Genomic DNA, 12,388 nt, shown 5'->3' on the forward strand with positions numbered 1-12,388 from the left:
CGCCGCATTGTGCGCTCCATAGATCTGCGCTCGCGCGAAGTTGCGCGCGCAGTGGGGCTGACGATCCTGCAGATCGTCGTTTTGCAGTCGGCGAACGACATGGGGCGGGTGACGACGCGGGCGATTTCGGAACGCTCGGATCTCAGTGCCGCCACGGTGGTCACCATTCTGGACAAGCTTGAGGCGAAAGGCCTGGTGGAGCGTCACCGCTCCGCCGACGATTGCCGTATCGTGCACACGCTGGTTACCGAACGCGGCGAGGAGGTCCTTCGTTCCGCCCCGCCGATGCTGTAAGATTATTTTCGCAAGAGGTTCGCGCGGACCTCCTGTCAGCCATGGAACGCATCGCCGACATGATGGACACCAAGGGCTTCGGCGCCGCCTCGATGCTGGTGGTGTGGGAAAAATTGGAGTGAAGAGCGGTGCTCTATATTATGATGTTGTTATACAAATAATATTTACTATATAATATATAACTATCGGACTCTTGATTTTATATCTTCTAATTAAGAATTCGGCCCAATCTTTATCTGTATAGGCAGCTAGGTGGGCATCCAAGTCAAATTCATAGTCTCTATTAGGAAATATCTCTATCTGCATCCCATACAGCCATAGCTCTTAATAGTGCATTTTTGATGGCGTTTGCATCGCCGAAAGGGATAATATCTAGTGTTTTTCTCAATTCGAGTGCGCGTATTTTTAGTATCTCTCTTAGTAGAGATTGTGCGAATTCATCTTCTACGCATACTATTTGCGAGCTTCAGCAGGAAGAGCGTCTAGCATGGGTGAAGAGTGAGTTGAAAAAATAATCTGATGTCCTCGACGATAGCTTTAGAAAATTCATATTGAGCATTTTCGTGGAGTGATTTTTCTGACTCCTCAAGCACGATTAGGCTTTTTTCCGCACATGTTTCTGCAATTTGATTGTATGTATCACTCTACCCTCACCGAAACCCATATCGTTTCCGGAGTATTGTTCCCCAAGACGCTTCGCGATCATATGATCCTGCATTCTCTAGATCTTCTCTATCGGACAACTCCAGCGATCCCGCACTATATATAGTTAGATATTTTATTTCAACCTTTGTTATATATAATTCTAATCCTATGTATTCTACGTGCCGCTCTGGCTATCTTTTATATCCGGTCCACTCCTTGGTAGCGCGACTAACCGTTAATTCCTGCGGCGAATTTTTATCATCTGTTTCAAAAATAAATTTTGTACTGGCTTTTTCAGAGATTAAGGAGTGGGGTTCGCAACAGATACGGGAAAAAATTATTTAATATAAAAAATTTTCTGAGGAAATCTCCGTTGAAACCTTCCGATAACCACAAAGAGCTAGTTGGCCGAAGGCACTTTTACCTGCTTCATTTAATCCGGTGATTGCCGTAACCGGATAATCGAAGTTCATTTTCGCTATAATTACACGAAATCCGGATACTTCGATGCTTCTTAGGCACGGCTCGAAGTCAGTATGTCTATGATTTATATTAAACTTCGACATGAGGGCTTTCCGACAGTCTGCCATGAGCTAAATAACGCATCTAATGATCCGAATATGATTATGTTACGTGCGTAATATCCGGTGATCAATAAGAAATCTGGGTGTTGCCTTCATACTTTTGACTATGAAATAGTCCTATAAATCCGCTATTCCTTCTTTATTCGAAGGCGGATTCCAAGTTGGCATCGGCAAGGTGCAAGGCAACCATCGTAGTCGATCTTCCGCCAAAGGTCTGCCCGAGCAAGGCGTAAACTCTCCGACGTGCACATACTTTCCCGCTACCCCTCACTGCCCCACTCTCCATTAGCACATATGCCGTCCGCCCCGCCGCTTGCGTGGCGTTCGGTGAGCCTGCCCTCGAATTTTATCTTGTGCGCGGCGCCCACAGTGACGGCGGGTGGCCGGGCTGTTGGTCAATTCCGCGACGGTGCGAAGAAAGCCGCAGCCCTTTCGTTTCGGGTGTCGGGCGTTCTGTGCCAGCCGGTCTCACATGGTGCGTGTCCTGTCGGCCGCCGTGCCGTCGGTGCTGTTGTATCAGTCCGCGAAGGCGGCGAGGGTGGATTGATCGCGGGAGATCAGGTTCAAGGAGCGGACGAGGCTGACGCCGTCATTCGCCGTATCAAATCCTCTAGCGGTGGCGCCAGATTTCTCCGGTGAGCATACATCATGTAGAAGCCCGCAAGCGGCCCGCTCCATTCGGGTAGGATCTGTTGCAACTGCTTGTCAGCCAAATGCCTGGACACAAAATTCTGCGACAGCAGCGCAACGCTCATACCGTCCAGCGCACATTGCCGGGCTGATGCGGCATGTTCGGCAACCAGGCTGGATGAGATCCCCGCAAGGTGACCCTTCGTCCGCGCGCGCGAGGGACCATGGCTGTATCGCGTCGGAGCGAGGCCTGCGATCACGATCCGATGGTGTCTGCTGAGCCACCCAACTATCGGAAGCGACCAGGATCAGACGGTCGTCGGGACAAAGACGCCGGCCGATCATGTCTTGTTCGAGAAGCTCGCCGCGCCGGATGACCGCATCAAATCGCTGAGCGATCTGATCGGTAAGCCTGTCTTCCACGACGATATCGAGATGAAAGTCTGGTACAGGCGCGACCAGCAATTCCATCGCCACGGAGGACATGCTCACCCGCGCCTTGCCGGTGGATTGACACTGCGATGCGATCAGAGTTCTTTCCATCTGCGACAAGGCGTCGAGTGCTGGGCCAACCTCGGTAAGCAGGGAGTGGCCTGCCTCCGTCAGGGCGACGCTGCGCGTGGTGCGCGAAAAAAGCCGCGTGGAGAGCCTGGCTTCCAATCGGCGGATGGATTGGCTCACCGCCGATGGCGTCACGCCCAGCTGGACTGCGGCAGCCGCAAACTGTCCCGTTCGCGCAACCGCGAGGAACATGTTCAGCTCAAGAACTTCACCCGCTTTCATTCATGACTCGTAATTAGCAGTATATGAATTCTCACTCTATTCTAATTTACCAATGAAAGCGATATATGGCTTGTCCGAAAGGAGCCATTCATGTCTCCCAGCCCCGTTTACACCATAGGTAATGCCAAGGTGGCCCGCGTGCTCGATTACGAGATCTGTGAAACCGCCTCCTTTACATTTACCGACCTCCTGCCCGATTGGGGCGCTGAACATGAGCCGCTGCTTGCCGGCCTGCCCGCTACCCTGTCACCGGATGGGGCATGGATCATTCTCAGCATCCATAGCTGGATCGTATGGATCGACGGCAAGATCGTCCTGATCGACACCGGCGCAGGCAATGGCAAAAAGCGCCCGTTTGCGCCTTATTTCGACCAGCTGACGACGTCCTATCTCGCACGTCTCCAGGCACTGGGGGGGGGCACGCCCGAAGCCGTGGACTATGTGCTGCATACCCATCTGCATGTCGATCATGTGGGATGGAACACCCGCCTCGTCGATGGGCACTGGATCGCCATCTTCCCCAATGCCCGGCACGTGTTCTCCGCCAAGGAGTATGACTTCTTCCGCGATCCGGCCAATGCGAACGCCCGACACCACACGAGCCTCCAGGCCCAGCAGGACAGCGTGACACCGATTGTCGACGCGGGCCTTGCCGACATGATTTCGATAGACGTTGCGAAGTGATCCCCGGGTTCTCATTCCATTCCACGCCGGGTCATTCGGCAGATCATGCCTCGATCGTTCTGGAAAGCGGCGGCACCAAAGCCTCTTTTCAGGCGATGTGTTTCACCATCCTGTTCAGGTTCTTGCGCCCGAGCTCCTGTCGGTCTTCGAAGCGGAAAGAGAAAAGGCTCTGACATCAAGGCGTTGGGTTATGGATTTCGCAGCCGACGAAAAGGCCACGCTGTTCAGTTCTCATTTTGCCACGTCGTCCGCCGGAACGATCGCAAGACGGGACGGGGGATGCATGGTCTTTCGCGTAAGAGCACCCATTCAACGAGCGGAAGCGTTCGGGATCAATTACGACGCGCGAGATTGGCGGCATTAGGCGCAAAGCGGTCAGATTGCCCTTCGCTACAGAGATATAAGCAAAAGGCGACCGTTGGGCTTCATCTGGCAATTCCGGCTTAATCGGGCAAATGGCCCTCGCACAGATAGTGGCCGGAAGCCCAGCCCTTCAGTGTGTCATCTTGCGTTTCCACTTTGCATCAGTGGCCTTTAGCCGGCCGACCAGCAGGCTTACCTCTTTGTCTCGCCAAAATACCGTTGCGTCAAGACAGATAGAGTTGCGTCAAGACAGATAGAGAGGTCTGACATGGAACACACGGTACTGGCGGAACGGCGGGACAAGATCGCGCTTTTAACCCTCAATCGGCCCGACAGGCTGAATGCCCTGAGTTACGCGACAAACGACCGGCTGATGCGGCTTCTCGATGAGATTGAGGCGTATGACGCGATCCGCGCCGTTATCCTGACTGGAGCCGGGGAGCGGGCCTTTTCAGCCGGGGTCGACATTCACGAGTTCTCGCAAAGCGTGAAAAAGGGGCCGGACGTCGCCGTGCGGGAGTTCGTGCGCCGGGGGTAGGCGATGACGCATCGGCTGGAGGCGTTTCCCAAGCCGGTCATCACCGCGGTGAACGGGGCGGAACGCATTCTGCGGCATTCATCGTCAGCTGCCGCCCGTATCATCACGGCCGTCACGCGCGGGTTGAACGCCACGATCGCGGAAGGCTTGCAGATCGAGAGCGAACAGTTCGCCCGGATGACCGCGACGAACGATGTCCGCGAGGGTCTGGATGCCTGGATGGCGCGTCGGATAGCGACTTACACGGGCACCTGAACCGGCCACGCCCCAAGGGGAAGCCGCAACGGGCGTGCCCGTGTATTTGATCGCCGACAGCCAGCCGACATGATGGACACCAGGGGCGTCAACGCAGCCTCGCTGCTGGTGGCGGGGGGAAGCTGGGGTAGGGGTAGACGGTCGCGCCTTTTGAGATGAATTCCCGATATTGACGCCTGCTGCGGGGCCTGTTATGTCGTGTACCGGGCAAGATTGGAGTGCCAGATGATTTCGCTCCCGCTCCCCTTTGTCGTTGCGCTCCTACTGGGTGTCGTGGTGGCGCGACGCGATGCCGGTCGCGAGCTGATCGTCCTTTTTCTCGGTGCCTGTGTCGCGGTCGTTATCGTCGTCGGTCTGCGTTGGAGCTCCGGGTTGCCTGTCTTCCGCTTCCTGCAGCCTGTTCTTGCCGCGCTTTTGCCCTCTCTGGCCTGGCTTTGTTTTTCAAGTCGACAGGGCGCGAGGCGTGGTCCCGTCTGGCCGTATCTGTCGCCTGCCGCGCTGGTCCTTGCACTTCTGGTCATCGGGCCCCGCTGGCGCGACGCGGTCGACGCGCTGCTGGTCGTCTTGTACTTCGGCTTCGGAACGTTGCTTTTCTATGGCGATCTCGCCGGAGCTGGCCGTCATGCCGCGGTGCGCGAAAGCGACGGGCTGCGCGGACAGGGCTGCCGCGACTGTCGGTCTGTTGCTGCTGTTTTGCGGGCTTCTCGATCTGGCCATTGCGTTGGATTTCCGCATTGGAAACGGTAGTCACGTGATGCGGATCGTCGGGGCCGGGCGCCCGGCACCATGGCCGAAATCGCGCCCGATACGGCGCACACGGGGGCCGGGGAGAATGTGCCCAGGGACGACAGCCCTTCTGCCGCGAGGATGATCGTATCCTGGAAAAGGTCAACCGGCTGCTGGCCGGGCGCAAGCTCTTTCGCGATCCCGATCTGACGATGACCCGGCTGTCGCGCCGTCTGGGCATTCCAGTCCGCCACGTTTCACGTGCGATCAATCGCAAACTCGTTCAGACCGTGCCGCGAGTTATCAACGAATGGCGGATCCGTGAGGCGATGAACCTGCTCGCTGAAACCGATTATCCGGTGACAACAGTCATGTTCGACTGCGGTTTTCAGACGAAATCAAATTTCAACCGGGAGTTCGCGCGTATCACGGGCACCTCGCCCAGCCGGTTCCTCCGTAAGGCGAGGGAGAACGTTGAATTCGCAGTCAACCGGGTGGTAAGACCTTGTCGAGAAACCGGATGATCGTTGTGACGACCTCGCGGTGAATCTGGATGCGATTGCGGCCGCCGCTGTCGTGGCAGACGATCTCGTCCCCCGGTGTTTCCGCCTCGATCAATGCCTCCGCCCCCTCCTTGCAACGCTGCATGAAGCTGAAATGCATGGCGTGCGGGATCATCACCAGATGCGTGCTTTCCCTGGGCAGATGCTCGGCCAGCCAACCGGATTCCAGCGTGGCAGGCAGGCCGCCGATATCGATCCCTGCACCAATGACAAGGGCCGGTGCCTTGATCGAGGCGAGGCTTTCAGCCGTGAAACCCCGTGCAAAGCCGAGATCAAGCGTCACGAAAGCGACCAGGCGTGGATCCCGCAGGTCTGTCTTGGCCAAGTGCAGGGTTGCCCAATCCCAATTCATCGGTGAGAGAACAGGCGCGAGGGCTGATATTGCTTTTGCAGTCGTCGGCGAATTGCCCGGGGTCGAACCTCGCTTCGGCGAGCGCTGCCACCGTCCAGCCGCCCAGAGAATGGCCGATGGCGTCATTTGATCGGGCGTGACGGGACCAAGTGCGGGATCTGCAAGAACGGCGTCGATGGTGCGGCTCAAGTCTCGCGGGCGTTCCCAAAGTATCGCGGCTTGAACCGGATCGCGGTTGAAGGTGGTCGTGCCGGGGTGATCCGGGGCGGCAACGACATATCCATTTTCGGCAAGCTCCGCCGCAAGACAACTCAGGTTGCGCCAACTGCTGCTATAGCCGTGGGACAGGACGATCAGGTGGTGCCGCGTCTGATCCGGCGTGGCATCGACCATGGCTGGAGCGCCCAGAAAGATCGGGTTCTCTCCGACAATGGTGGGGGGGGGCGCCTTCTCATCTGTCGGATACCAGAGGCTGATATTGAGCGGACGAGCGCCCTCGGTGTCGATGGAAAACTGGCGGAACCCGATCTGGCCCGCGTTCGCATTGGTTGCCGTCAGAAGCAGGAGCGCGGCGGAGGTGGCAGAAAGTCTGGCCATTTGGGGCCTCCTGATCGAACAGAGTTCCCCGATCATGCGTCAGGCTGACGAAGGCGGAGACCTGAAACGCGATTCAGGTCCTGAAGAGTCAAGCCGACGGCTCATTACGACCGTTCGGCGGAATCCAATTCCAGGCCGTCTGCCGCGCTTTTCCCTGTCTGGCCTCACTCCGTGCTCTTGGGCAGCGGTCTCCGGATGCGGCGGCAATCATCGCCGTCGATCCTCCGGCAAAACGGTCAGGCTCGCCACGGAGTAGAGCGTCATCTGTTCGCCGGTCTGGGTGAGCCATGAGGCATCGAAGGCGAAGCCGGACAACAGAACCGTGAGGGCGTGCACCATGACCGAGAGTGCGAGCGATTTTTCGCCGGAAATGACCCTGCGGATGAAAAGATCGCGGAACGCGATCGTCAGCGCGACCAGAATGGGCAGGAGTACGACCGCGCCGCCGATCGAAAAGTCTGGCGAGGCGACAAGCACGACGCCGACGAAGCTGAGGAGCACGGCAAGCCATTGCAGCCGGCCGATCCTCTCTCCCGTCAGCATGAGGGCGAATATCACGACAAAGACCTAGCTGAGATAGGCCAGCACGATCGCGGTTGCCAGCGGAACGAGCCCCAGGGCATAGGTGAACAGAAACAGCGACAGAACCGCCAGCGCCGACAACCAGACGGCATTCAGCAGATTGCGCGGCACGAAGTTCCTGAAATTCCGGGTAAGCGCCCCATAGAGAACGAAAAAGACGAGCGCGAAGGCTCCACGGAAGAACAGGACCTCAGGCGTCGCAGCACTCGTCAGTGCCTGCTTGATGAGCCCGTCGTTGATCGTCACGAGCAGGCTTCCCAACAACATGATACCGATGCCCAGAAAAGGCAGTGCGTCTTCCGTCAAGCTTCTCAGCGACGGTGGCGGCAGAGGGGGCGTCTTTTCCAGTGTCATGTTGGATAGGTGTTTTCGTTTGCACGCTGGCTTCGACGGGAGATCCCGCCGATAGGTGAAAATCGCTGTCTCGTAAAAATGACTGTTTGCATAGAAATACCGTTACGGTAACGGATGCAAGCGGGGGGTGGTGCCGGGCGTGAGTGGGAGGCCAGTGGCGTCGCGAGGCTCGATCGCAACGTGGGTGCCATGTACCTCGAGGGTAAATGTTCCGTTGCAATTCTACAAATATCCTTTCATCATTTTACAATGATCGATACAGACGCCGTTACCGCACTTGCAGCACTTGCCCATGACGATCGGCTCAGGGCCTTTCGCCTGTTGGTGAAGGTCGGACCGAACGGGCTGACCTCGGGGGAAATCGCCGAAAATCTAGCCATACAGCCGACGCGGATGTCGTTTCATCTGGCCACATTGGAGCGTGCCGGTCTGCTGCATGCGCGGCGCGCCGGGCGCAAGGTTATCTACGCGGTGGAATTTGAACGGATGCGAACCCTGCTCGTCTTCCTGACGGAAGACTGCTGCAACGGTCATCCGGAAATCTGCGGCGATCCGGCGGGCGTCGCGTGTATTGCCCCCGTTCCCGCCTCTGAGGAGGAGACGACATGAGCGAGAGTGAGTTGAAATCCGGCGGGCAGCTCCCGCGCGTCTTTAACGTGCTGTTTCTGTGCAAGCACAATTCCGCCCGCTCGATCATCGGCGAGGCCATGCTCAACTGCTATGGCGAGGGGCGGTTTCGGGCCTTCAGCGCGGGCAGTCACCCGCGCGGCGCGGTGCATCCCTATGCGCTCGATCTGCTCGCCCAAAATGGCTACGAGACGGACGGCGTGCGCTCCAAGTCCTGGGACGAATTCGCCGCGTCGGATGCGCCGAAGATGGATTTCGTCTTCACCGTCTGCGACGACGCCGCCAACGAGACCTGTCCCGTGTGGCCGGGCCAGCCGATGACCGCCCATTGGGGCGTGCCGGATCCTTCCGCGGTTGAAGGAACGGAGGCCGAGCGCCGGTTCGCCTTTGCCGATACGATGCGCATGCTGCGTCAGCGTATTATCGTCTTCACCAGCCTGCCGCTCAAGAGCCTCGGCTGGCTCGCCCTGCAGACGCGGCTTGATGAGATCGGTCGGCGCGACATCTCGCAAGCTTCCTGATCTTTGCCTTCCATAACGCCGGACAAAGGACATTCATGCCTGTCACCATCTATCATAATCCGAAATGCGGCACCTCGCGCAACGTGCTTGCCATGATCCGCGAGAGCGGGGAGGAGCCGGAGGTCATCGAGTATCTGAAGACCCCGCCAAGCCGGGAGCGTCTCGTTGAGCTCATTGCCGCGATGGGGATTCCCGTTCGCGACGTGCTGCGCCGCAAGGGCACGCCCTATGACGAGTTGGGGCTCGATGATCGCAAGTGGAGCGACGACGAGCTGATCGATTTCATGATGGAGCACCCGATCCTGATCAACCGGCCCATCGTGGTGACGGATAAAGGCGCGAAACGAAACTGTGCCGCCCGTCGGAGAAGGTTCTGGAGATACTGGATGTCCCCATGGCGGGTTTCACCAAGGAAGACGGCGAGACGGTGAAGGCAGCGGGCCCGGCGGTGGGGAAAGCGTGAGCGACACGTTTCAGGACGTTCCGGCTCTCGATGGGGAGAGCTTTCGCGAGATCGACCGGGAGCGCTTGCTCCAGCCGACCACCTCCGATCATCCGCCATCCTGCTGTTGCACGGGTCGCTGCGCGAGCGCTCCTATTCGCGGCTTCTGAACGAGGAAGCCGCGCGTATCCTGCAGCTTTTCGGGGTCGAGACGCGGGTGTTCGATCCCTCCGGCATGCCGCTTCCCGACGATGCCGGGCCCGATCATCCCAAGGTTGCGGAACTGCGGGAACTGGTCATGTGGTCAGAGGGGCAGGTGTGGTACTCGCCGGAACGGCACGGCGCGATGACGGGCATCAGAAAGGCGCAGATCGACTGGATCCCGCTGGCGCTGGGCGCGGTGCGTCCGAGCCAGGGCAAGACGCTGGCCGTCATGCAGGTTTCCGGTGGCTCGCAATCGTTCAATGCGGTCAATCAGTTGCGCGTTCTGGGGCGGTGGATGCGGATGATCACCATTCCCAACCAGTCCTCCGTCGCCAAAGCCTTCATGGAATTCGACGACGACGGCTGGATGAAGCCGTCGGCCTATTACGACCGGGTCGTCGACGTGATGGAGGAACTGGTGAAGTTCACGTTGCTGACCCGCGACCGGGCCGACTATCTGGTCGACCGTTATTCGGAGCGTCGCGAGGATGCGGCGGCGCTGTCGAAGTGTGTCAATCAGCGCTGTCTTTGCGAGCACGTGGTCGGAGTGACCGATCACGTGGGCGCTTGAGCCGACAATGAGCGGGTCGGGGGCGCCGACGATGCTGGTGTCCTTGTCGGGGTAATCGAGGGCGTTCAGGAAATGCTCCATGCAGTTCAGCCTGGCGCGTTTCTTGTCGTCCGATTTCACCACCGTCCAGGGAGCGTCGGCGGTGTCGGTGTAGAAGAACATCGCTTCTTTCGCCTCGGTGTAATCGTCCCACTTGTCGAGGGAAGCGAGGTCGACGGGCGAGAGCTTCCACTGCTTCAGTGGGTCGGTCTTGCGGGAGTCAAAGCGGCGGCGCTGTTCCTTTCGGGTGACGGAGAGCCAGCACTTGAAGAGCCAAATGCCATCGCGCACCAGCATGCGTTCGAAGCCCGGGCACTGGCGCATGAATTCCAGATGCTCGTTCGCGGTGCAGAAACCCATGACCCGCTCCACGTCCGCGCGGTCGTATCAGGAGCGGTCGAACAGCACGATTTCACCGGCGGCGGGCAGGTGCTCGATATAGCGCTGGAAATACCATTGGGTCTTCTCGCGCTCGGTCGGCTTCTGCAACCGCCACAATCCGGACATAACATTATAACATCACTATTGTCGGGATTGCGACGCATGATGCGGACAACCGGCTCTGCGGCCGGTCCGCATTCCCGTATGATTTGTAGGGTCGACAAGGGGGCGTTTGCATGCATCTGGATCATTCTCGTTTCTTCCGGGGCTTCCGGCTAGCGCGAGACACTTCCGGCTTCGGGTCCGGCGCGCTTGCCGCCGTCGCGGGGCTTATTCTTCTGGGCTCAACCTCTCCGGCGGCAGCTCACATCATTCAGGGTGGGGCAGGCGGCTTTTCGAGCGGGTTCGAACATCCGCTGACCGGTGCCGATCATTTTCTGGCCATGTTCGCCGTCGGCCTGTGGGGCGCGCAGATGGGCGGGCGGCCCGTGTGGAGCCTGCCGGTCGCGTTTCCGCTGATCATGGTTGTCGGCGGTATCGGCGGTATTCTCGGCATCCCAATGTCCTCGGCATCGAGACGGGCATCGCGCTGTCAATCCTGGCGCTCGGGCTTGCGATCGTCTTTGCCTGGCATCTGCCGGAATGGGGCGCGTTGCTGCTGATCGCCGTCTTCGCCATCTGTCAGTTTATGCGCACGGTGCGGAGCTGCCGCGGGCGGCCGATCCGGCCGACTATGCCATCGGCTTCGTGCTCGCCACCGGCATGATCCACCTGATTGGTATTGGCGTGGGGCTCGCACTTCAACGTATCCGCGGTGGCATGTTCTCGTGCGTCCTCGGGGGTGTCATTGCGCTCGGCGTGTGCTACTATCTGATCGTATGAAAACCTGGTCGCTCAGATCCGTTGCAGTGCGCAGCCCCGTTCTTTGGGCGGGGTCCGGCCTTCTTGTCCTCGGACTGATCGTCATTCTCTGGCTCGTTTTCGGCGCAGACAAAAGCACCTTGCTGGACTGGTGGGGTACTGACCACCGTCCTGTCGCCTCAGCATGCATTGCCGCTGGTTGGCATCGGCATCGCTTTTGGCATCATTCAACGACGTGCGTTCGTGGCCGGACTCGTGGCGCTTGGCATGGAGCTCTATCTCGGGCTTGTGGGGGAGGCGATCGTGCTCGACCACCTCTCCACCCTGCCTGGTCCGGCGGATCTTCTCACGCCGATTGCCTCAATCGCGATAGGTCTGGCGTTGCTCGAGCCGCGCGGGCTGCGGATCATCGTCGTGCCGCTTGCAGTGTTTCTGGCGGCGACGGCGGCGGGCATCTTCCTGCGGCTGACCGATCCCAGTCTGCACGATCCCGCCTTTTCGATCGCCGGAACGGTCACGGTCGTCTGGCTGGTTCTGGCGTTGGGATTGAGCGTGCGGGCCTTTCGGCAGTCCTGGTTCGATCTTGCCGGACGGATCCTCGGCAGTTGGCTGCTTGCCATCGGCCTGCTGCACGGCGGCGCCGTCATTGCGCAAGCCGCGAGTGCTCCGGCTCCGTAGCCACCCGGCTTCCCGATCCCGCAATTCCCCCGGATGAGGGCGGGCTCTTTCCCGATCCTGATTCCGGGTTTTCCGATATGGGGACATCCGGCCCTTCGGGGGCCCGAAACGTCC

General features: G+C 58.9%; 14 protein-coding genes and 4 pseudogenes. 13 read left to right on the forward strand and 5 right to left on the reverse strand.

Annotated features, from left to right (window positions below):
- On the forward strand, positions 1 to 294 hold a 294-nt coding region (locus tag QNJ43_RS10030; RefSeq protein WP_300469622.1), incomplete at its 5' end, for a MarR family transcriptional regulator.
- Between the two features lie 1,934 nt (positions 295 to 2,228).
- Here QNJ43_RS10030 and QNJ43_RS10035 read toward each other — a convergent pair.
- Entirely contained in the window at positions 2,229 to 2,936 is a 708-nt protein-coding gene (locus QNJ43_RS10035) for a LysR family transcriptional regulator (RefSeq protein ID WP_300469624.1), read from the reverse strand.
- 129 nt (positions 2,937 to 3,065) lie between these two features.
- Between QNJ43_RS10035 and QNJ43_RS10040 the strand changes: the two genes are divergently transcribed.
- The 4 genes and pseudogenes from QNJ43_RS10040 to QNJ43_RS10055 all read left to right on the forward strand — a co-directional run bounded on the left by QNJ43_RS10040 (position 3,066) and on the right by QNJ43_RS10055 (position 6,026).
- Positions 3,066 to 3,620: an MBL fold metallo-hydrolase gene (locus QNJ43_RS10040; RefSeq protein ID WP_300469626.1), complete on the forward strand. Its 555-nt coding sequence runs from the start codon at positions 3,066 to 3,068 to the stop codon at positions 3,618 to 3,620.
- Between the two features lie 631 nt (positions 3,621 to 4,251).
- Positions 4,252 to 4,776 (forward strand): annotated as a pseudogene (locus QNJ43_RS10045) (enoyl-CoA hydratase/isomerase family protein).
- Between the two features lie 225 nt (positions 4,777 to 5,001).
- Positions 5,002 to 5,523, forward strand: coding sequence for a hypothetical protein (locus QNJ43_RS10050; RefSeq protein ID WP_300469628.1), 522 nt, complete (start codon positions 5,002 to 5,004; stop codon positions 5,521 to 5,523).
- A gap of 191 nt (positions 5,524 to 5,714) precedes the next feature.
- Positions 5,715 to 6,026, forward strand: a complete 312-nt coding sequence (locus QNJ43_RS10055; protein WP_300469631.1) for an AraC family transcriptional regulator — start codon at positions 5,715 to 5,717, stop codon at positions 6,024 to 6,026.
- Here QNJ43_RS10055 and QNJ43_RS10060 read toward each other — a convergent pair.
- From QNJ43_RS10060 to QNJ43_RS10070, 3 genes are all read right to left on the reverse strand, one after another.
- Positions 5,989 to 7,014, reverse strand: coding sequence for a lipoprotein signal peptide (locus tag QNJ43_RS10060; protein WP_300469633.1), 1,026 nt, complete (start codon positions 7,012 to 7,014; stop codon positions 5,989 to 5,991). The genes QNJ43_RS10055 and QNJ43_RS10060 overlap by 38 nt on opposite strands.
- Before the next feature lie 207 nt (positions 7,015 to 7,221).
- Positions 7,222 to 7,572, reverse strand: a complete 351-nt coding sequence (locus tag QNJ43_RS10065) for a hypothetical protein (RefSeq protein ID WP_300469635.1) — start codon at positions 7,570 to 7,572, stop codon at positions 7,222 to 7,224.
- Between the two features lie 9 nt (positions 7,573 to 7,581).
- Positions 7,582 to 7,902, reverse strand: coding sequence for a hypothetical protein (locus QNJ43_RS10070; RefSeq protein ID WP_300469637.1), 321 nt, complete (start codon positions 7,900 to 7,902; stop codon positions 7,582 to 7,584).
- Positions 7,903 to 8,199: 297 nt separating this feature from the next.
- Between QNJ43_RS10070 and QNJ43_RS10075 the strand changes: the two genes are divergently transcribed.
- From QNJ43_RS10075 to arsH, 4 genes and pseudogenes are all read left to right on the forward strand, one after another.
- Positions 8,200 to 8,559, forward strand: coding sequence for a metalloregulator ArsR/SmtB family transcription factor (locus QNJ43_RS10075; protein ID WP_300469639.1), 360 nt, complete (start codon positions 8,200 to 8,202; stop codon positions 8,557 to 8,559).
- Entirely contained in the window at positions 8,556 to 9,098 is a 543-nt protein-coding gene (locus QNJ43_RS10080) for an arsenate reductase ArsC (protein ID WP_300469641.1), read from the forward strand. Before QNJ43_RS10075 ends, QNJ43_RS10080 begins: the two co-directional genes overlap by 4 nt.
- 35 nt (positions 9,099 to 9,133) lie before the next feature.
- Positions 9,134 to 9,561, forward strand: a pseudogene (arsC, locus tag QNJ43_RS10085) (arsenate reductase (glutaredoxin)).
- Positions 9,562 to 9,611: 50 nt separating this feature from the next.
- Positions 9,612 to 10,315, forward strand: a pseudogene (arsH, locus tag QNJ43_RS10090) (arsenical resistance protein ArsH).
- Here arsH and QNJ43_RS10095 read toward each other — a convergent pair.
- Positions 10,268 to 10,843, reverse strand: a pseudogene (locus QNJ43_RS10095) (polyphosphate kinase 2); the annotation flags it as partial. The pseudogenes arsH and QNJ43_RS10095 overlap by 48 nt on opposite strands.
- A gap of 128 nt (positions 10,844 to 10,971) precedes the next feature.
- Between QNJ43_RS10095 and QNJ43_RS10100 the strand changes: the two are divergent.
- The 4 genes from QNJ43_RS10100 (at position 10,972) to QNJ43_RS10115 (ending at position 12,274) form a co-directional block, all read left to right on the forward strand.
- Positions 10,972 to 11,397 carry a HupE/UreJ family protein gene (locus QNJ43_RS10100; protein WP_300469643.1) on the forward strand — a complete coding sequence of 142 codons (426 nt, stop codon included), beginning with the start codon at positions 10,972 to 10,974 and terminating at the stop codon, positions 11,395 to 11,397.
- Positions 11,352 to 11,501: a hypothetical protein gene (locus QNJ43_RS10105; RefSeq protein ID WP_300469873.1), complete on the forward strand. Its 150-nt coding sequence runs from the start codon at positions 11,352 to 11,354 to the stop codon at positions 11,499 to 11,501. Before QNJ43_RS10100 ends, QNJ43_RS10105 begins: the two co-directional genes overlap by 46 nt.
- The gene (locus QNJ43_RS10110; RefSeq protein ID WP_300469645.1) at positions 11,483 to 11,617 is read left to right on the forward strand and encodes a hypothetical protein; all 135 of its coding nucleotides are present in this window, start codon (positions 11,483 to 11,485) and stop codon (positions 11,615 to 11,617) included. Before QNJ43_RS10105 ends, QNJ43_RS10110 begins: the two co-directional genes overlap by 19 nt.
- A 222-nt stretch (positions 11,618 to 11,839) precedes the next feature.
- Positions 11,840 to 12,274: a hypothetical protein gene (locus QNJ43_RS10115; protein ID WP_300469648.1), complete on the forward strand. Its 435-nt coding sequence runs from the start codon at positions 11,840 to 11,842 to the stop codon at positions 12,272 to 12,274.
- Positions 12,275 to 12,388: the final 114 nt, after the last annotated feature.

Source organism: Breoghania sp., from assembly GCF_030066895.1.
GTDB lineage: Bacteria > Pseudomonadota > Alphaproteobacteria > Rhizobiales > Stappiaceae > Breoghania.

Excerpts from the sequence above, each read along its gene's own strand:
- QNJ43_RS10050 (WP_300469628.1), top strand. The coding sequence starts at position 5,002 with ATGATTTCGCTCCCGCTCCCCTTTGTCGTTGCGCTCCTACTGGGTGTC.
- QNJ43_RS10055 (WP_300469631.1), top strand. The coding sequence starts at position 5,715 with ATGACCCGGCTGTCGCGCCGTCTGGGCATTCCAGTCCGCCACGTTTCA.
- QNJ43_RS10035 (WP_300469624.1), bottom strand. The coding sequence starts at position 2,936 with ATGAAAGCGGGTGAAGTTCTTGAGCTGAACATGTTCCTCGCGGTTGCG.
- QNJ43_RS10060 (WP_300469633.1), bottom strand. The coding sequence starts at position 7,014 with ATGGCCAGACTTTCTGCCACCTCCGCCGCGCTCCTGCTTCTGACGGCA.
- QNJ43_RS10080 (WP_300469641.1), top strand. The coding sequence starts at position 8,556 with ATGAGCGAGAGTGAGTTGAAATCCGGCGGGCAGCTCCCGCGCGTCTTT.
- QNJ43_RS10100 (WP_300469643.1), top strand. The coding sequence starts at position 10,972 with ATGCATCTGGATCATTCTCGTTTCTTCCGGGGCTTCCGGCTAGCGCGA.
- QNJ43_RS10075 (WP_300469639.1), top strand. The coding sequence starts at position 8,200 with ATGATCGATACAGACGCCGTTACCGCACTTGCAGCACTTGCCCATGAC.